At 38.6% G+C, this 18,491-nt stretch carries 19 protein-coding genes; 15 read left to right on the forward strand and 4 right to left on the reverse strand.

Annotated elements, in window-relative coordinates; all coding sequences use genetic code 11:
- Positions 1–5: 5 nt before the first annotated feature.
- The gene (locus LBH98_03480; GenBank protein MDR0303817.1) at positions 6–1,046 is read right to left on the reverse strand and encodes a response regulator; all 1,041 of its coding nucleotides are present in this window, start codon (positions 1,044–1,046) and stop codon (positions 6–8) included.
- A 210-nt stretch (positions 1,047–1,256) separates the two neighbouring features.
- On the opposite strand from LBH98_03480, the gene flgG reads away from it, so the two are divergent.
- The 4 genes from flgG to LBH98_03500 all read left to right on the forward strand — a co-directional run bounded on the left by flgG (position 1,257) and on the right by LBH98_03500 (position 4,918).
- On the forward strand, positions 1,257–2,063 hold the full coding sequence (gene flgG / locus LBH98_03485; protein ID MDR0303818.1) for a flagellar basal-body rod protein FlgG: 807 nt from the start codon (positions 1,257–1,259) through the stop codon (positions 2,061–2,063).
- 6 nt (positions 2,064–2,069) lie between these two features.
- Positions 2,070–3,002 carry a flagellar basal body P-ring formation chaperone FlgA gene (gene flgA, locus LBH98_03490; GenBank protein ID MDR0303819.1) on the forward strand — a complete coding sequence of 311 codons (933 nt, stop codon included), beginning with the start codon at positions 2,070–2,072 and terminating at the stop codon, positions 3,000–3,002.
- A 185-nt stretch (positions 3,003–3,187) separates the two neighbouring features.
- Entirely contained in the window at positions 3,188–3,757 is a 570-nt protein-coding gene (locus LBH98_03495) for a flagellar basal body L-ring protein FlgH (protein ID MDR0303820.1), read from the forward strand.
- Between the two features lie 21 nt (positions 3,758–3,778).
- The gene (locus tag LBH98_03500) at positions 3,779–4,918 is read left to right on the forward strand and encodes a flagellar basal body P-ring protein FlgI (protein MDR0303821.1); all 1,140 of its coding nucleotides are present in this window, start codon (positions 3,779–3,781) and stop codon (positions 4,916–4,918) included.
- 208 nt (positions 4,919–5,126) lie between these two features.
- Here the strand turns inward: LBH98_03500 and LBH98_03505 are convergent, their stop codons facing one another.
- The 3 genes from LBH98_03505 to LBH98_03515 are packed head-to-tail and all read right to left on the reverse strand — an operon-like array spanning position 5,127 to position 6,578.
- Positions 5,127–5,639 (reverse strand): hypothetical protein, encoded by a 513-nt coding sequence (locus tag LBH98_03505; protein ID MDR0303822.1) that lies wholly within the window; start codon positions 5,637–5,639, stop codon positions 5,127–5,129.
- Between the two features lie 18 nt (positions 5,640–5,657).
- Positions 5,658–5,801 carry a hypothetical protein gene (locus LBH98_03510; GenBank protein MDR0303823.1) on the reverse strand — a complete coding sequence of 48 codons (144 nt, stop codon included), beginning with the start codon at positions 5,799–5,801 and terminating at the stop codon, positions 5,658–5,660.
- Positions 5,802–5,840: 39 nt separating this feature from the next.
- On the reverse strand, positions 5,841–6,578 hold the full coding sequence (locus LBH98_03515) for a hypothetical protein (GenBank protein MDR0303824.1): 738 nt from the start codon (positions 6,576–6,578) through the stop codon (positions 5,841–5,843).
- Between the two features lie 475 nt (positions 6,579–7,053).
- Between LBH98_03515 and LBH98_03520 the strand changes: the two genes are divergently transcribed.
- From LBH98_03520 to LBH98_03570, 11 genes are all read left to right on the forward strand, one after another.
- On the forward strand, positions 7,054–7,965 hold the full coding sequence (locus tag LBH98_03520; GenBank protein MDR0303825.1) for an NTP transferase domain-containing protein: 912 nt from the start codon (positions 7,054–7,056) through the stop codon (positions 7,963–7,965).
- Positions 7,966–7,968: 3 nt separating this feature from the next.
- The gene (locus LBH98_03525) at positions 7,969–8,922 is read left to right on the forward strand and encodes an aminoglycoside phosphotransferase family protein (GenBank protein ID MDR0303826.1); all 954 of its coding nucleotides are present in this window, start codon (positions 7,969–7,971) and stop codon (positions 8,920–8,922) included.
- Positions 8,923–8,982: 60 nt separating this feature from the next.
- Positions 8,983–9,948, forward strand: a complete 966-nt coding sequence (gene argC, locus LBH98_03530; GenBank protein MDR0303827.1) for an N-acetyl-gamma-glutamyl-phosphate reductase — start codon at positions 8,983–8,985, stop codon at positions 9,946–9,948.
- 18 nt (positions 9,949–9,966) lie between these two features.
- Positions 9,967–11,064, forward strand: a complete 1,098-nt coding sequence (locus tag LBH98_03535; GenBank protein MDR0303828.1) for a hypothetical protein — start codon at positions 9,967–9,969, stop codon at positions 11,062–11,064.
- Positions 11,048–11,971, forward strand: a complete 924-nt coding sequence (locus LBH98_03540) for a stage 0 sporulation protein (protein ID MDR0303829.1) — start codon at positions 11,048–11,050, stop codon at positions 11,969–11,971. The genes LBH98_03535 and LBH98_03540 overlap by 17 nt, the downstream gene beginning before the upstream one ends.
- Positions 11,949–13,592: a methionine--tRNA ligase gene (gene metG / locus LBH98_03545; GenBank protein ID MDR0303830.1), complete on the forward strand. Its 1,644-nt coding sequence runs from the start codon at positions 11,949–11,951 to the stop codon at positions 13,590–13,592. The genes LBH98_03540 and metG overlap by 23 nt, the downstream gene beginning before the upstream one ends.
- Before the next feature lie 113 nt (positions 13,593–13,705).
- Positions 13,706–14,038, forward strand: a complete 333-nt coding sequence (locus tag LBH98_03550) for a flagellar biosynthesis anti-sigma factor FlgM (protein ID MDR0303831.1) — start codon at positions 13,706–13,708, stop codon at positions 14,036–14,038.
- A gap of 361 nt (positions 14,039–14,399) precedes the next feature.
- Positions 14,400–14,945, forward strand: a complete 546-nt coding sequence (locus tag LBH98_03555; protein MDR0303832.1) for a Fe-S-containing hydro-lyase — start codon at positions 14,400–14,402, stop codon at positions 14,943–14,945.
- A complete protein-coding gene (locus LBH98_03560) occupies positions 14,942–16,306 on the forward strand; it encodes a U32 family peptidase (GenBank protein MDR0303833.1) in 1,365 nt (454 codons plus the stop codon). Before LBH98_03555 ends, LBH98_03560 begins: the two co-directional genes overlap by 4 nt.
- Positions 16,294–17,625 (forward strand): dihydroorotase, encoded by a 1,332-nt coding sequence (locus LBH98_03565; GenBank protein MDR0303834.1) that lies wholly within the window; start codon positions 16,294–16,296, stop codon positions 17,623–17,625. Before LBH98_03560 ends, LBH98_03565 begins: the two co-directional genes overlap by 13 nt.
- Positions 17,622–18,482, forward strand: a complete 861-nt coding sequence (locus LBH98_03570) for a glycosyltransferase family 2 protein (protein MDR0303835.1) — start codon at positions 17,622–17,624, stop codon at positions 18,480–18,482. Before LBH98_03565 ends, LBH98_03570 begins: the two co-directional genes overlap by 4 nt.
- Positions 18,483–18,491 lie beyond the last annotated feature (9 nt).

An 18,491-nucleotide genomic window follows, 5' to 3' on the forward strand; every position in this document is an offset into this window, starting at 1 on the left:
GTTATTTAGTTTCCGGAATACTGACTTCTGAAATTCATAAGTTCTACCCAAAAGTCGTCCGCAACGTTCAAAAACGCTTCTACTATTTTAGGGTCAAAATGCGTTCCGCTGTCTTTATTTATTATCTCCACCGCTTCCTCGTGGGCAAACGCTTTTTTGTACGGGCGCTCTGACACCAGTGCGTCATATACGTCCGCAATAGCCATAATACGTCCTTCAAGCGGAATATTTTCGCCGCTCAGTTTTTCGGGATAACCCGTTCCGTTCCATTTCTCGTGATGTGTATAAGCAAACTGCCGCGCGTGGAATAAAAAGCCGTCGTCCTCGGTTTTGTTTATTATCATATCAATAATCCGCTTTCCTTCGGCGCAGTGGCTTTTTATTATTTCAAACTCTTCATTTGTCAATTTGCCGGGTTTATTGAGAATAATGTCGCTTATGCTTATTTTCCCAACGTCGTGAAGCTGCGCTGAGGGTAATAACAAATCAATATCCCATTTGGATATTTCATCGGCATATACTCCGATGTGAATAAGTTCTTTAAGCAAAATTTCTATATACCGCTGCGTACGCTCAATATGTCCGCCGGTTACTTTGTCTCGACTTTCAACTAAATCCGAAATTACGTTGATTGTCGCGTTATGTATGGAACGCACGTCGCTTTTCGCCTTTTTTATGGTTTTATCCATTTCTATATGCGTTTCAATTCGCTTTATAAGGACGGGAGGGGAAAACGGCTTATTTATAAAATCAAGCGCGCCCATTTCAAAACCGCTTATCTCGGTTTCCGCATCGTTTCTGGCTGTAAGGAAAATTACAGGAACGGTTTTAAGTTTTGCATCCGCTTTTAGCTGTTTCATCGCCTCAAAACCGCTTACTTCAGGCATATCCACATCCAAAAGAATCAAATCGGGAGTAATCTTCTCCAAAAGTTTGAACATCTTGGCGGCAGAGGGCAGAGCAAACGTTTTATACGTCTTGTCCAACGCGGTTTTTGCCGTCATAAGATTGGTGTCGTTGTCATCTACTACAAAAATCGTTTTCATACGCGACCTCTTTATTTACAATATAAAAATACTATTTTGCCGCAAACGATATGGAAAATATTTTCTTTGCTTACTGGTAAAATTTTCACGAATGTTAAGATAAAATTTAACAAAAAATTACAGCAATTATAATTAACTACAATATTTTCCGTCCGAATTTATGATTTGGCACAAATATTGCAAGTTTTTTGTAAAAAACAAGGAGGCAAAATGATCAGATCTATGTACACCGGCGCTACGGGAATGAAAGCGCAGCAATTGATGATGGATAACATATCAAACAATTTATCCAATGTCAATACGAACGCATATAAACGCCAGTCGCTTCAATTTAAGGATTTAATGTATCAAACTTTACGCGAACCAGGAGTGTATAACCCTGAAGGAGGAATCGCTCCCGCAGGAATTGAAATTGGAATGGGCGTTCGCGTCGGGGCGACAACGAGAAGTTTTGCACAAGGCGCAGTTAAAGAAACCGGCAGAGATTACGATGTTGCGATTAATGGCGTAGGCTTTTTTCAAATAGAACTGCCAAACGGCGCTATTGCATACTCAAGAGACGGGCAGTTTCAACGCGCCGGAGACGGAACTTTGACAACAAGCGACGGTTATCGTCTATATCCTGAAATCGTAGTTCCGGAAGGATTCGATACTATTATTGTAACAAACGACGGCTATGTTTCCGCCGTAAAACAAGGAACGGAATCAAATTCCGGAAAACCTGAAAATGTGGATTTGGGACAAATAGAATTAGCCTCATTCATAAATCCGGCGGGCTTACATTCATTGGGAAGCAATTTATATGCAGAAACCGTATCGTCCGGCGCTCCGCTCATTTCACATCCGGGTGATGACGGATTCGGAACTTTATATCAAAAAATGATAGAGGCGTCTAATGTAGAAATCGTTGACGAAATGATAGGTATGATCGCTACGCAAAGAGCGTACGACATCGTATCAAAATCAATAACGGTTTCGGAAGAAATGCTTCAAACGGCAAACAACCTTAAAAGGTAAATTACGATGAAATCGGCGGCGGTAATTTTGTTTTCTACGGCAATATTATTGGCAAAAACGCAGGTGATTCTTTTGGATTCTTCTGCGGTGGAGACCGAATTTATTCGTCTTGGGCAGGTTTCGCAAATTATCGGCGAACACAAGGTGTTGCTTGACACGTTAAGTATAACAACGTCAGCGCCTCCGGGATTTTCGCGATTTTTACTTAAAAGCAACATTATTATTCCGGCGGAAATAAAAAATACGACAACAATTATCGGTGCGGACAGAATTAAAATTCATTCGCTTTCTCAAAAAATACCGTACGAAGATTTAGCGCAAGCCGCAAAAAAACTTTTAGAAAATTTTCTCGTCAACACAGAAACCGTTAAAAGCGAAGTTTTGTTTGAATTTGCAAAGGGTGCGGAATTAAATGTTGCGCTTGGAGATTACGAGGTCGTTTTGGGAAAAATTGATGTTAAACAACTAAGAGGCAGAACGGTTATTCCTCTTGTGGTTGTTCAAAAAAACGGAGAAAAAAAAACACGCATAACGCTAAACGCATTAATTAAAATAGTCGCAAAAGTTTGTGTGGCAAGTAAAGATATGGCTCGATACGAAAAATTTGCGCCGCAAAATTTGGAATACAAAACAGTCGATATTTCTACATTAAACGGAACGCCGCTTTATGAGATGCCTAAAATTGACGAGTACCAAATTATCGGAGCGATTCGTTCCGGAACTATAATTACGGACAAACATATAGCGCCTAGACATATTGTCGAATCAGGAAGCCCTGTAAAAATGGTGTCGGGCGGTTCAATGGTTAAAGTGTATGTTTGGGGACGCGCCAGAAGTTCAGGACGCATAGGCGACATAATCGCCGTAGAAAATATGGAAAGCAATAAAATTGTTAGAGGTAAAATTATTCAGCCGGGTGAAGTTGAAATTATTCGATAAAGAGTGATTTCATCAAAATTTTACAATTAATCTACAATAATAAATTCAGAAATTTATTCCTAAATTTTGCGGCAAAAAATTCTTGATACCTTAACATTTTTTCTGCGAACTATTTATTCTAACACATTGGCACAAAATTTGCAATTGTTTTACATAAACGACCAAATTGTTCGGGGAGGAGCAATATGAAAAATTTATTTGTTTTTTTAATTATCGCCGTTTTAGCGAACTCTGTAAACGCTGCAAGAGTTTATTCTCTTTACACTGACCGCAGGGCGGTACAAGAAGGTGATATTCTCACTGTTTTGATTGTCGAGAATGCCGAAGCGAACGCAAAAAGCAGTACAAATACGAAGAAAAAGAATTCGCTTGGAGCCAGTGCGCAGCCGATTGGAATTAAGGGGCTTAATGTTTTCCCTAACGGAATTTCGGAAGGCGGGAGTTTAAGCGCCGATTACGACGGAAGCGGCGCTACCGCGAGGACGGGAAAGTTTGTCGCAAAAGTTTCGGCGAGAATCGAACAAGTGCTTGACAACGGAAATTTGATTATCAGCGGCAATAAAGTCGTTGAAATCAATGAGGAAAAAGAAATCATAAACATTTCAGGCATTGTTCGCCCCGAAGACATTGAAGGCAACAATACAATTTATTCATACAATATCGCAAATGCGCAAATAACGTATTCCGGCAAAGGCAGCGCGTCTTCCGGACAAAGACCGGGACCGCTTGCACGTTTATTTAATTGGCTGTTCTAAAAGATATTCAAAGGGGAAAAAATGAAAAAAATTACAGCGATTCTCTTTATCGCCGCTTTTTCAATGAGTTTATTTGCGGCGACAAACGTCAGAATTAAAGACGTAGCGAAAATCAACGGCGTGGAAGATTTACAAATTTATGGTTACGGATTAGTTGTGGGACTTGCCGGAACCGGAGACCGAATGAACACGGTATTTACTACACAAACAATGAAAAATATGCTCAAAAATATGGGGATAGAACTACCAGAAAAACAGATTACCATGCGTAACGTCGCCGCCGTCATGGTAACGGGAACGGTAGATCCGTTCAAAAAACGCGGAACAAGAATAGACATTATGGTTTCATCCATAGGAGACGCCCGTTCTTTGGAAGGCGGAACTTTGATATTAACTCCGTTGCAAGGTCCTGACGGAGAAATGTATGCAACCGCGCAAGGCGCGTTATCGACCGGCGGATTCGATATTCGTAATCGCGGCTTAAGTAAAACTACCATGAATCATACGTTAGTGGGAAGAGTTCCGGACGGCGCAATTATTCAAAGAGAATATATTTTTAACGAATTTAACGGCGTAGATTTGGCGCTTTCGCTTGACAAACCGGATTTTACTTCGGCGGTATCGATGGCGACGGCTATTAACGGATATTTTACGCAATTCGGTACAGAAGGGAGAATCGCGCAGGCGATAGACGCTTCAACCGTGACGCTTAATTATAACCTGAGCAGTAGAGCGATAAGTACGGTAGAAAATCCGCTTGGACTTGCAGAGTTTATTTCTATTGTGGAAAACGTAACGTTCGACGTAGCAACTTCGGCAAAAGTTGTAATGAACGAAAGAACGGGAACTATTGTCGCCGGCGGAAACGTCAGAATTTCACAAATAACGCTTACACATGGCGGAATAAAAGTAGAAATTACAAATAAACCGGCAATTATTCAGCCGATGCCGTTTACCTTTGGAAGAACGGCGACAATTCCAAATCCTGAAGTCGTAGTGGAACAAAAAGATATGGATATGGTGGTTTTGGATGAAACCACAACCGCTTCCGACCTTGCTCAGGCGCTTAATTCTTTGGGGGTGGCAAGCAGAGATATAATTTCAATTTTCCAAGCGATTAAAGAAGCGGGCGCACTCCAAGCGCAACTCATAATAATATAGTTAAATCCTCCCCGATTTAACAAAAAATACGGCTGCCGCATTTTTCCTTTTGCGGCAGCCGTATTTTTTTAAGAATTTAGGAAAATTATACACGATCTTCACCGTACACTAAATAATCCATCTCTACAAGCCGAATTTGGCTTAAATCATGTATAAACATGCTTTAAGCCACCAAAAACAGGTAAACTCGAAGATTTACCTTCAATCTCTAATCTTCTATTTTTGTAAACTTGTCAATCCTCAAATCGTCATAACGATTGTCTCTTAAAATCCTGATACCGTCGTGTTCTTTCTCGAAACGCTTCTGATATTCAATATAATCGTTTTCGGAAACGTTTTTCATATTATTGTTTGTAATTTTGCATCCTTTCATAGTCGTGCTGTCAAGCGGACAGTCCAGTTCTTTGAGAATGCGGTTTTCTTTGTCTGTGATAAAACAATATTGTTTCATTACAACATTTACGACTTTCTGCGCCTGTCCGAAAGATATATCTTTATCCAAATTTTTTATCTTTTTTATAGTGTTAAAAATGTCTGCGTTTTTCAAACTTCCATCATCGGCTTTTCCCATAAGAAGCATAATTCCGTTAAAAAGCGCTTCCCTGAACTTCTTTTTCGTTTCTTTTGATATATTTTTACCAAAAGATCTGTCAATTTGCGAGCCTCTGCTGAACTCAATAATAAACAATTTAAGTTCTTTCTCTCTCATTTTGCTAAGCATAAAGATGTTTTCCTTTCTTTAATCTACGTCAGTAACCGACATTTCCGTTTCGTATTTCTCTCCAACAAGCCGCATTCTCTCTTGGCATTCCGCTTGAACACGTTGCCGTTCCGTTTGCATTTCCAAATCTTTCCTTTGAATTTCTTCTTGAAATTCTAACATTTCTTGAAAAGTCTTTTGTGGGTTTCGTTTGATTCTGGGTTACATCTGTATTTCCATATCCCGTTGCCGTATTTCCATATCCTTTTCCTGCCTGTATTTTTGGTATTCCTTTTCTTTCTCGGCAAGCTGTTCATACCCTTCATTACATTCCTCTTGAACGCGTTGAATTCCCGCGGAGTATTCCGCTTGAATGCGTTCTCTTTCTGCTAACATGCGGTTTACTTTATCTATCTTTTGTTGTTGCAGTTCTGCTTCCTGTTTCATTTTTACCGGATAATTCTTGTAATTACCCCATTCCGTTTCAATCTTTGCCATATTCTTTTTATAATCGTTAAGTTTTTCCCTCATTAAAGCGCCTTGCGCACTGGGGTTTGCACGATACATAACTTCAAGTTTTAATTTTAGTTTGTCTAATTCGGCTATTTGCGTGTCAAAATTTTTTAACTTAAATATTGTCGTATATTCGTCAAAGAATACATCCCCATAATTACTTCCTACTGGATATATAAGAACGCTAAGACTGTAAAATTTGTAGTATTTGTCAAATTCTTGACGGTTAACCTTATCACCGTAAAGTTTTGCAATATATTCACCGGACATCACTCCTCCTAACGCTACGATGTCTTCCGTAGAACGAACTTTAATCGACATATCCATCGCCATATCAATCGTTGCATTACTAGTTTGTCCAAACGTTACTCCCGTAACACACATCACCGCTAACATGCTTGCCAATCCCAACCACCTGGCAACTTTTCCAATTGTAAATTTTCTCATAAGAGATCTCCAAAATTATAAAGTATTGCAAAAGCACTATGCTTATCGCCAAAAGTTAATAACTTATGATTACTTGGAAGGAAGACAGCGGTAAAATCAGAAAAGGCTGTTCCGCCCAAAATCATAATTCTACCATAAACAACGATTATATTCCTCTTTAGATGTAAGGATAGGCAGAACAGCCTAGACTATTTGCTCTTACATCGTAAAAAGAAAGTAGAACGGAATACGGAAATTTCCCGACAAACCGTTGTTTATGGTACAAGAAAAATATCAATTTGTACGTTAACGAAACGAGAAAATAATGAGAAAATTCAGTTTTTAGCCTTTCATCAATGTTTATAAGGTATAATCTTAATTTCCAATTTTTTATTTAATTTCTAAACTTGCAATTATTGGTAAAAGTAAAATGTGAATATTTCAATTACGCAAAAAATATTTTAGTCGAAAATTTTAAATAAAAAGGAAACAATTTATGCGCGGACTTGTTCTTTCCGCAGGGTTTGGAAGCAGGCTTAAACCGATTACGGATATTATCCCCAAAGCGCTTGCGCCGGTTTGCGGAATTCCACTCTTTGAAATCGCGCTTCGGCGTCTTCGCAAAAACGCCGTTTACGACTTAGCGGTAAATATACACTATATGAGTGAATTTATGGATATGGCGCTGGATAATTTGCCGTATTATGTGAAAAGATTTTACGAAAAACCGCAAATTTTGGGAACGGGCGGCGCATTATGGAACGCAAAAGACTGGTTTTTTGAAGACAACGTTTTTTGCGTAACAAACGCCGACATAATCCATAATGTAAAAATCAAAAAGTTGTCGCTTGATTTTAAGTCGTCTGGAACGGATATTGCGCTTATCTGCTCAAACGTTTGCGGTGAAAAAGTAATGGGTATAGGAAAAAATAACGAATACGTCGGCAGAGTCGATAATCTTTTCGGTGAAATGCAAAGATCTTCGGCTTTCACGGGAATTGCGTTTTACAGAAGCGCGGTCGCCGAAATTTTCCGCAAAGACGATTTTGACGTAAAAACAATATGGAAAAGAGCGGTTGAATGCGGATTTTCGGTTCAAGTTTGGGATTTTAACGATATTTTGTGGTTTGACACAGGAACTGTAAACGATCTAAAAAACTGCTATTGGGCGATTTTAGACAAAAAAATTCCGTTTTCTTTCCCGCTTGGAATGAAGGTTGATTTTGAAAAAAAGATAGCGTATCCATCAAGTAAAAATTATGAAATTTCTAAAGATTCCCGATATTTGTGGATTGAAAACGTTTTAGCCGAAAAAATAGACGCTTCATATTCGATTTTCTGGGGCGGAAGTAAAATTGAAAATAAAAAATACAAAAACACAATAGTAACGCCTTGGGGTGAGATTTAATCTATGCCGTTTTGTCAATCAATCAAAGAAACAGCCAGAAAATATTTAGAGGGTGAATTTTTGTTTACCCAAATGAGCGGCGCGGGCAGTGCAAGAACTTTTTATAGATTTGAAACGCCAAGAAATAAAAAAGCAGTATTAATTATTTGGGATGGAAAAGACAGTGATTGGGATTATTTTATAGCCTTAAACGAGATACTTGAATTACAAAATTCCATTCCGTCGATTATTGAATTTAAAAGGGAAGAAAATTGGGCTTTTGTTCGCGACTGCGGAAATTTTACACTTAAAAATTTATTTGAAATACATAAAAACAACATTGAAGAAAAAAAGAATTTATTAGACAAAACGGCGCAAAAACTCGCATTTTGGCAAAGCGTAAAAATTCCTCAAACAAATATAATCTCAAAACGAATTTTTGCGATGCCGGATCTGTTGTGGGAATCGGATTATTTTCGCAAACACATATCCCCTATTTTCCCAAACACAAAAGATTTATTTTTCAGCGATAATTTTGAGAAAGAAAGAAACGAAATAGCGGCGCAAATCGATAAGCAGCCGAAATGTCTAATGCATCGCGATTTTCAGTCGGAAAATATTGTTTTCGATGAAAATAACGTTTCATTTGTCGATATTCAGGGAGCAAGATTAGGTCCTCGCTTTTACGACGTTGCATCTTTGCTTTTTGATCCGTATCTGTACCCTATGATTACCCAAGAATTACGTTCTTTTTTTGTGGGAAAATTACAAATCCAAAAAGACAATTCTTTGTTTTTATGTGCGTTGCAACGACTTATGCAAGCAATTGGAGCGTATGGTAATTTATCGCAAAATCAAAACAAACCTCATTACCGCCAATTCATAAAACCCGCCGCAATTCAAGCATTTGATATTTGTAAAACTTTAGACAAATATCAGACACTTTCAAGGATTTTCAAAAAGATTGCCGAAAAGTAACTAAATGGGTTTTGGCAAAAAATATTTTCTATAGAAGAATATACGGCTTTCGGGGGAAAAATGAAAAAAGTTTTTATTGACGGGCATGCGGGAACTACGGGGCTTGTTATTCGTGAGATACTGATAAAACACGGTGAGGTGGAAATTGTAGAAATAGAAGAACAACACCGCAAAAACATCAATAAAAAAAAGGACTTGCTCAAAAACGTAGATCTGGCTGTTTTGTGTCTTCCCGATGACGCGGCAAGAGAAACGGCGAAAGAAATTCCGCAAAATGTAAAAGTTATAGATACCAGTACGGCGCACAGGACGTCTAAAGGCTGGATTTACGGATTCCCAGAATTAAAAAATTCCGACTGTCGTCAGCGCGGCAAAATCGGCAATGCGCTCAGAGTCGCAAATCCCGGTTGTCATGCGACAGGCGCTATTTCTATAATTCGTCCGCTAATTACGGAAAACGTAGTAAACGGCGACTACCCGTTTTTCATCACATCAATTACCGGATATAGCGGCGCCGGGAAAAAAATGATTCAAATATACGAAGAACGTGACAAAAATGACGAATCATGGGTAACTCGTCCGTATTCTTTACAGTTGAAACACAAACATATTCCCGAAATTATCGCGTTTACAATGATAAAAAATTCTCCGATTTTTTATCCGATTTTGGGAGCCTTTAAGCGCGGAATGCTCGTCTCTGTCGGGCTTGAAAACCGTCTTCTCAAAAAAAAAATTACCGCAAAAGACATCCACGATATTTTTGAAAAATACTATGACAATGAAAAATTCATTAAAATTTTGCCTTTTAACGATAATTCGGTTTTAGCAAGTGCGGGAGAAATTGAAAATGCCTACCTGACAGCAACAAACTGCAATAATACGAATAATTTGGAGATTTTGATTTTCGGAAACGACGAACAAACTATAATCTTTGCCCGTTTTGACAATCTTGGAAAAGGTGCAAGCGGTGCGGCGATACAAAATTTAAATATAATGCTCGGATTTGATGAAAAAACAGGGCTTTGAATAAATAAAGAGAAAATGATGACGGCGGAATTTAAGAATACAATCGGGCAACAACGAATAAAAAGCCAAATTATACGCGCCTTACAAAACGAGCGGCAGGGGCACGCTTATCTTTTTTTAGGTGAAGGCGGTGTAGGAAAATTTTCACTGGCATTGGAGTTTGCGCAAATGTACCTTTGCAAATCCGAAAATAAACCCTGCGGCGAATGCGAAAACTGCAAATCAATAAAAAAATACAGCCACCGTAATTTTCAGTACATTTTCCCGTTAAAATTGGATGAAAAGCAACGTAAAATCGATGATTTTACGCAAGACGGATGGGAATATATTTATCAAAAAACTCGTGAAAGAATTGAAGAACCTTATTCGCTTATAACGGACTACTCCGCACCGATTTACGTGAACAGAATACGCGACGCAAACGACATGATTTTCGGCAGAAGAGGAGAAAAAACGGTAACTATCATTGAAGGGATAGACACTTTAAGCGATATTTCGCTTAATACTATGCTAAAAACTATTGAAGAACCGCCTGTCGGAGCGTTAATCATACTTTTGGCAAGATATTCGGTTATTCCCACCATTCGCTCACGCTGCATTGTTTATAGATTTTCTGCACCAAAATCAGACGAAATAAAAACTTGGCTTAAAATCAAAGCCTCGGAAAAATCAGATGAAGAGATTTCGTATATAGCCGAAATTTCGCAAAATCTTCCGGGCGCAGCGTTGATAAAATTATCAGAAAACGGCAAAGAGATACAAAAATTAACCGATACGTTTGCAAAAATTGTTTTTTGTGAAAAAACCGACTTTTCGCGAATGATAAACTTGGAAAAATTTATTCGAGAAAATTTAGAAAGAAATTTTGATTTAGCGCAGCAAATTCTTGTTTATTTTATTTCCCAGATTCGAATAGGTTTTTTGTGCGCTGCAAATTATTCACAGATAAAACCTGAAATCCACATTCCGAATTTCAAAAATTGGCAGCAAGCCAGCTTATGCTCGCAGGCGGTTGACGATTCAATGTTATCGATAAAAAAAAGCAGTCCGCTTTTAATGGTATTGGCTGATTTAACAATAAAACTGATGGAGATATTTGATGAACGAAAAATCTAAATCATACTCTTACGAAGTGTCTTTCAGGGGAAACAAACGAGAAACTTACGTGTCAAAGCAAGAAATGAGGCGCGGCAGCATTGTCATTGTAAGTGTAGAAAAAGGATTTGACTACGGAAAAATATCCATATCCAAAACTATTAGCGAAAAAGAAGCGGAAACGCTTCCAAAAATTCAAAGAGTCGCCACACAGGAAGATATTGAAAGAATTTCACGAAACAGCGAAAAAGAAAAAAATGCGTTTCGACTTTGCAAAGAGAGAATCATAGAACATAAACTTGAAATGAAACTTGTAGAAGTAGAAATGCAATTCGACGGCAGCAAGTTAACGTTTTATTTCACTTCGCCGCAACGAGTGGATTTCAGAGAATTGGTAAAATCGCTTGCGGGAATTTATCATACACGAATCGATTTGCGGCAAATTGGCGCAAGAGACGAAGCGCGGCTTATTTCGGGAATAGGCCCCTGCGGAAGAGTTCAGTGCTGTTCTTCTTGTATGAACGGATTTAAGGAAATAACCGCGCAGCAGGCAAAGGATCAGCAATTATCAATAAATCCGGTAAAAATTTCCGGAAACTGCGGACGATACATTTGTTGTTTAGCGTTTGAAGAAGAATGTTATTTGGACGCTTACACCAAAATCCCGCGCGCCGGAACTTCGTTTACCGCACAAAACGGTAAAAAAGGAGAAGTTGTTTTTGTAGATATTTTTAAAGAGAGAGTTCAGGTAAAATTTCTGGAAAAAATCGCGAACGAAAAACCGTCGGTAAGATATGAATGGTTTAGCGTTGAACAAATAAAAGCCGGAAAATGCGACGAACCGAAACAATCTCAATTCGGCGCACAGTCCAAAAGCGATGAAAAAACAAACGAAAGGAAAGAAAATGAATTTATACCCAAAAAATAGTAAACCTCTGTTAGTAACTATGGGACTTCCGTATGCGAACGGAAGTATTCATCTTGGACATTTAATAGAAGCGGTACAAGCAGACGTTTTTGTGCGGGCAAATAAAATGGCGGGACGAGACACAATTTATATTTGCGCGGACGATACGCACGGAACGCCCATTCAAATAAACGCTATGAAACAAAATACTACGCCCGAAGAATTAATTTCAAAAGCGTGGGACGAGCATACGCGAGATTATGCGACGTACTCAATTGAGTTTGACAAATTTTACACTACGAATTCTGAAGAAAACCGTCTATGGGTCGAAAAAATTTACAACAAACTGCAAAAAAACGGACTTATAGAAAAGAAAACTATACAGCAGTTTTATTGCGAAAACGACAAAAGGTTTTTACCGGACAGATTCGTTAAAGGAACGTGTCCAAAATGCGATGCGCAAAATCAATACGGCGACAACTGCGAAGCTTGCGGAGCAAGTTACAATTCGGAGGATTTAAAAAATCCAAAATGTTCTTTATGTGAAAAAACGCCTATTCTCAAAGACAGCGAGCATTTTTTTGTCAACATGAAGAAAGAAAAAGATTTTCTTGAAAAATATCTCGCAAAAGACGGCGTTATTCAAGACGATATGAAAGTATTCGTAAATAACTGGGCGGGCGATTTGCAGGAAAGATGCATAAGCAGGGACGAACCGTATTTCGGTTTCAAAATTCCCAATACGCAGAACAAATATTTTTATGTTTGGCTTGACGCGCCGATAGGATATATCAGTTCGACACAGAAATATTGTGACGAAAAAGGTATAGATATAAATAAATACTGGAACGAAGAAAGTAACGTGGAAATTGTACATATCATAGGGAAAGATATTGTTTACTTTCACGCTTTGCTTTGGCCCGTGATGCTGAAAAGTGCAAAATTAAAAATGCCTGACAATTTGTTTATCCATGGATTTCTAACGATTGAAGGCGAAAAAATGTCCAAAACGCGCGGAACTTTTATTTTGGCAAAGGATTTTTTGCAAAGAGTTAAACACGACTGTGCGGCTCAATATCTGCGATTTTATTTTGCCGGTAAACTTACTTTAAACGTGAACGATCTGGATTTTTCAATTGACGAACTCGTAAATGCTATAAATTCTACGCTCGTCAATAATATCGGCAATTTTTGTAACCGCACGAGTACGTTCCTTGATAAATTTTTTGAATCGACGATTCCCGACTGTGATTGCGATGAAGAAATTGAACTACAGAGTTTGAAAATTATGGAAAAGATTATTGAATTTTTACTCAAATTAAATTTCCGTTCGGCGCTCGACGAAATACGGATTTTAGGGAGTTTGGCAAATAAATATTTTCAAGACAAAAAGCCTTGGGAATTAGTAAAAAACGATATGGAAGAGGCAAAAAAAGTGATGACGACCTGCACAAACATGATTGCGGTTTTAGGCGTTGCGATAAAGCCTATAGTACCGCAAATTGTACAAATTTTGGAAAGACAGTTCGATGAAATTTTTGATTATGAAAGTGCGAATTTCAAACGCAGAAATAAAAAAATTCTCCATGCTCAAAAATTAGCGTTACCGCTTGAAAAATCAATGTTTGACGGGCTTTACTAAAAAACTTTTGCAGCATATTTTGAGCGAATTTATTAGTGACATTATTAAATATATTAAAGATATAAAAAATTTTACCGATACTTTTAATATCATTATTATGAAAAGATGAAAGGATGGTAATCACGATGTTACTTGAAACAATACAAAACAATGTTACAGGAACAGCGGATTTTCAAAAATATGACGGAGTTTCACACAAAGAAAACGTTAAATCCGAAAAAATTACGGATAAAAAACATGATAATGCATTTATTTCTTCCGAATCAAAAAAAGTAACAGATACATTTTTTGTAGCAAAAACCCTCGTTGCATATTCCGAGTCATCTATCGACATCCGTGAAGAAAAAGTTAATGAAGTACGCGAGAAGATAAACGACGGATATTATAATTCAAAGGAATTTGCGGATAATTTAGCGAATCAATTGATAAAAGATTTGATATTTTAGTTTGGAAATTATATACTTACAAGTTTTTGTGAAAAGGGTAGGACGTAGAAAATACGTTCTACCCCTGTTTTACAGCGATATATTATATAATTAAATTCGGCAAAGAAGGTTAATTTAGGAGTAACGGGATTTTCGTTTGACGACAGCGTAGTAGAAATGCGAAAGAATACGATGTCGAAATAATCCGTCAAGTCGGCGATGCGATAGAAATAGACGATAAGGACTTGAAAGTTTATTGAGATTATTTGTTTAATGAATTTATTTTTGTAAAAGGGTGAGATTTGATTCTCACCCTTTTGTTTGTCTGGAAATATGGTATTTTACTATATAAATTTCGGTATAAAGGGTTTTGGCAATCAATATGGAAATAAAAAAAATAAACGCGATTTTGGATGCAAGCGAAGTCAAAAAATTGTGCGCCGGCGACGAGGTTTTAATTTCGGGAGAAATTTGGACTGCGCGAGATGCGGCTCACAAACGTTTTGTCGAACTTGTAAAGATTGGTGAAAAACTCCCGATAGAGATAAAAAATCGAATTATTTATTTTACAGGACCGACTCCTGCAAAACCCAATGAAATTATAGGCTCGGCAGGCCCAACGACAAGCGGACGAATGGATGTATATTCGCCGATTTTGATTAGAAAGGCAGGGCTTACTGGAATGATTGGAAAGGGAAATCGAAGTAAAGAAGTTGTTGAGGCGATGATGGAATGCGGTGCAGTTTATTTTGCCGCAGTCGGCGGCGCGGCGGCATTAATTTCTAAGACTATAAAAGAAGCGCAAATCGTAGCGTATCCCGAATTAGGCGCAGAAGCGGTAAGAAAATTGCGTGTAGAAAACTTTCCCGTAATCGTGGCTATTGATTCTTTCGGAAAATCGCTATATGAATTAAGAGGCGGAAATTGAGCGCTGAAAAACCAGAATTATTGCTTCCCGCAGGGACTTTGCAAAATTTGAAAACGGCGTTCCTCTACGGAGCGGACGCCGTTTACTGTGGAATGTCCTCGTTTTCACTGCGAAGTAAAAGCGGATTTTCGCCAAACGATGCTACCGAAGGAATAAAAACGGCGCATTCTATCGGGAAAAAGGTATATATCGCTCTTAACTTATACGCTCACAACGAAGATTTAGAGAATATGCCGAAAATAACCGCGTTACTTGGCGACATCAAACCGGACGGAGTAATAGTGTCCGACAGCGGCGTTTTTTCGCTCTTAAAAAAGGAATTGCCGCAAATGCCGATTTGTATTTCGACTCAAGCTAATTTAACAAATTGGGCAGCCGTCGATTTTTGGCGGCGGCAAGGCGCTAACAAGGTTGTTCTTGCACGGGAATGTTCGTTTGAAGAAATAAAATCTATCCGTAAAAAATGCCCTAATATAAAAATTGAAACGTTTATACACGGTGCAATGTGTATGAGTATGTCCGGAAGATGTTTGCTCAGTAATTTTTTGAGCGCAAGGGACGCAAACCGCGGCGAATGCAGTCAATCCTGCAGGTGGAAGTACAAGCTCAATGCAAAATTTCGCGAAGAATTTGATTTTGCGCTTGAGGAAGAAAATCGCGGCGGCGAATTTTTTGAAATAGACGAAATCGGAGAAGGCAGCCATATTTTAAGCAGTAAAGACCTGTGTTTAATGCCGGTTTTGGATAAATATTTGCAAACAGGAATAGATTCTTTCAAAATAGAAGGGCGGCATAAAAACGAATTTTACACGGCAATCGCCGCCAAAGCGTACCGAAACGCTATCGACGATTGGTTTGAAAATCCAAACGTTTGGAATTACGAAAATTATATGCCGATATTAAATTCCGCCGGCAATCGCGGCTTGACGTTGGGTTTTCACAGCGGCGTACTTACTGATTCGGCGCACGATTACGAAACGACAAAATCGCTTGGTGAATTTCGTTTTGCGGGGATTGTTAGAAAATGGGAAGGAGATTATTTTATTTTTGAGGTGCGAAATACGTTGGAGGTCGGTGACGAAATAGAATTTATACTCCCGAATTTAACGGAAATAAAATTTAAACTCAAAAAAATAATTGATGCAAAAAGCGGCGGCGAAATTTCAAAGGTAAGCGCCGGACAAGAATATTGCATAAGAGTGTTTGCGAAAGATTTTGACGGCTTTGAAATTGATGAAGTTAAAAAAAACATTTCGGTTTTCTGCGTTGCAAAAGTTAAGGTAAAAGGACAGAATTCGAGTGAAAAGAAAATCATTGAAAATAGAAAAATATCGTTTGCGGAGGAAATATGCAAAAAATAGGAAATGCGAAAGTTTATTTAAAAAACGAGGCTCCTGACGCTGATTTCGTTTTAAAAAACGTGCGGGTGATAAATCCGCAGGAAAATATTGAAAAAATTTGCGACGTTGCGGTTTGTAAAGGAAAGATTGTCGCTTTGGGTGAAATTCCGTCTAAATTTTCTGAGGCAAGAAAAATAAATTTGGACGGATGCCTTCTGTTACCGGGAATGATCGACTTACATACAAATCTTCGCGAGCCGGGGCGAGAAGACAAAGAAACTATAGAATCAGGAACTTCTGCGGCGGTTGCCGGCGGATTTACCGCAATCGCTTGTATGCCGAATACCGACCCGATTACCGACGCCGAACAAAAGGTCAGATATATAATTCAGCGTAGCGAAAATGCGCCTTGCAGGGTTTATCCGATCGGCGCGGCGACAAAGGAGTTAAAAGGAGAGGAAATTTCTCCGTTTTACGAAATGTTTAACGCGGGTGCGCGTGGAGTTTCCGATGGAACGCATTCAATCGTTAGAAGCGATATCCTGAAAAACGTAATGAATTACGCAAAAATGTTCGACAAGCCTGTTTTTTGTAATTGTCAGGACGTTAATTTGAGCAAAGGGGTGATGAACGAAGGCGAATATTCGACGATTTTGGGGCTTCGCGGCAGTTCCAAAATAGCTGAAGACATAGATGTCTCTCGACATTTGATTACCGCGCAATATACCGGCTGCAAAATACACATAACGCGGGTTTCATCCAAAGGCGCAATAGAAAAAATTCGGGAATATAAAGAAAAAGGCGTAAAAGTCACCGCGGCGACCGCGCCGCACTATTTGTATTATACGGACAAAGACTTGCTTTCTTACGATACAAACTTGAAAGTAAGTCCTCCGATTCGCACGGAAGAAGACCGCGCACAATTGTTAAAAGCGATAAAAGACGGAACGATTGACGCCATAGTAAGCGACCACGCTCCGCACACTTCGGAAGAAAAGAATATAGAATTTGACAACGCTTCGTTCGGAGTCGCAGGGCTTGAAACGCTTGTGGGTGCGGTTTTTACGGAAATTATTCATAAAAAAATTATTTCGCTTATGGATTTTGCAAAAATGATGTGCGTAAACCCATACAAAATTCTAGGACTTCCGACGCCGAAAATCGCGGTCGGAGAAAGAGCCGATTTGACCGTTATTTCTCCAAATACAAGATGGAAAGTCGATACAAAGAATTTCTTTTCAAAATGCGCCAACTCCGCATTTTTAGGAAAGGAATTTACCGGAATGCCGGTAATGACGATTGTTGACGGGAAAATTATGTTTGAAAGGGAATGTTCTTGACAGAGAAGAACGAAAACATTTTAGTGTCGGTGGTTATGGCGTTTCATAACGGAGATAATACCGATGTTGCGAAAATAACAATAGGCAGTATTTTATCGCAGACACACAAAAATTTTGAACTCATTGTGTCGGTTGGAGGCGAAATTAGCGCGGAAAAAAATGAAATGCTGCGCAAATACGTCGAAAAAGACGCGCGGGTCAAGATTTTATTAAGTAAAATCAATACCGGCCCATCGTTTTCCAGAAACAGAGGCATAGAAATCGCGTCCGGGAAATATGTTTCTATTGCCGACAGCGACGATATATTTTTTGAAGACAAAATCGAAAAACAACTAAATAAAATCATCGAAAAAAATTTGGATTTTTTGGGCTGCGGATATTTGGAATTTCGTAATAATTATAAGACGGAAAAAACGACGCAGAGAATTTTGCCGAAAAATTACGAAAACATAAAAAAAACACTTCCGTTTGCAAATCCCATGGCGAATTCGGCGTTATTTATTAAAACCCACATCATAAAGGAATTTTTATACGATGAAAAATTTAGACCGGGTGACGGTGAAGATTACGATTTGACGATTCGTCTTTTGAAAGCGGGAAAATTAGCCGAAAACATCGCACAACCGCTATTTTTTTATAGATTAGGCGGCAATTTTGAAAAAAAGCACGCTAATATAAGATGCTCAATAAGAGATTTGCAGCACAAACTCAAAGCTGCGCCCATTCTGCCGTTTTGGTGGTTTCCCGCGATACTTTTGTCTGCGATTTTGGCATTTATCTTTCGTCTTCTTCCACCTGAAATATTTCGTATGACGAGAAATTTCAGACATGTGTTTTTTGGCGGAAAGAATAGTTAAATCTTAAAT

The sequence above is a fragment of the Chitinispirillales bacterium genome (assembly GCA_031254455.1).
In the GTDB taxonomy this organism is placed as follows: domain Bacteria; phylum Fibrobacterota; class Chitinivibrionia; order Chitinivibrionales; family Chitinivibrionaceae; genus WRFX01.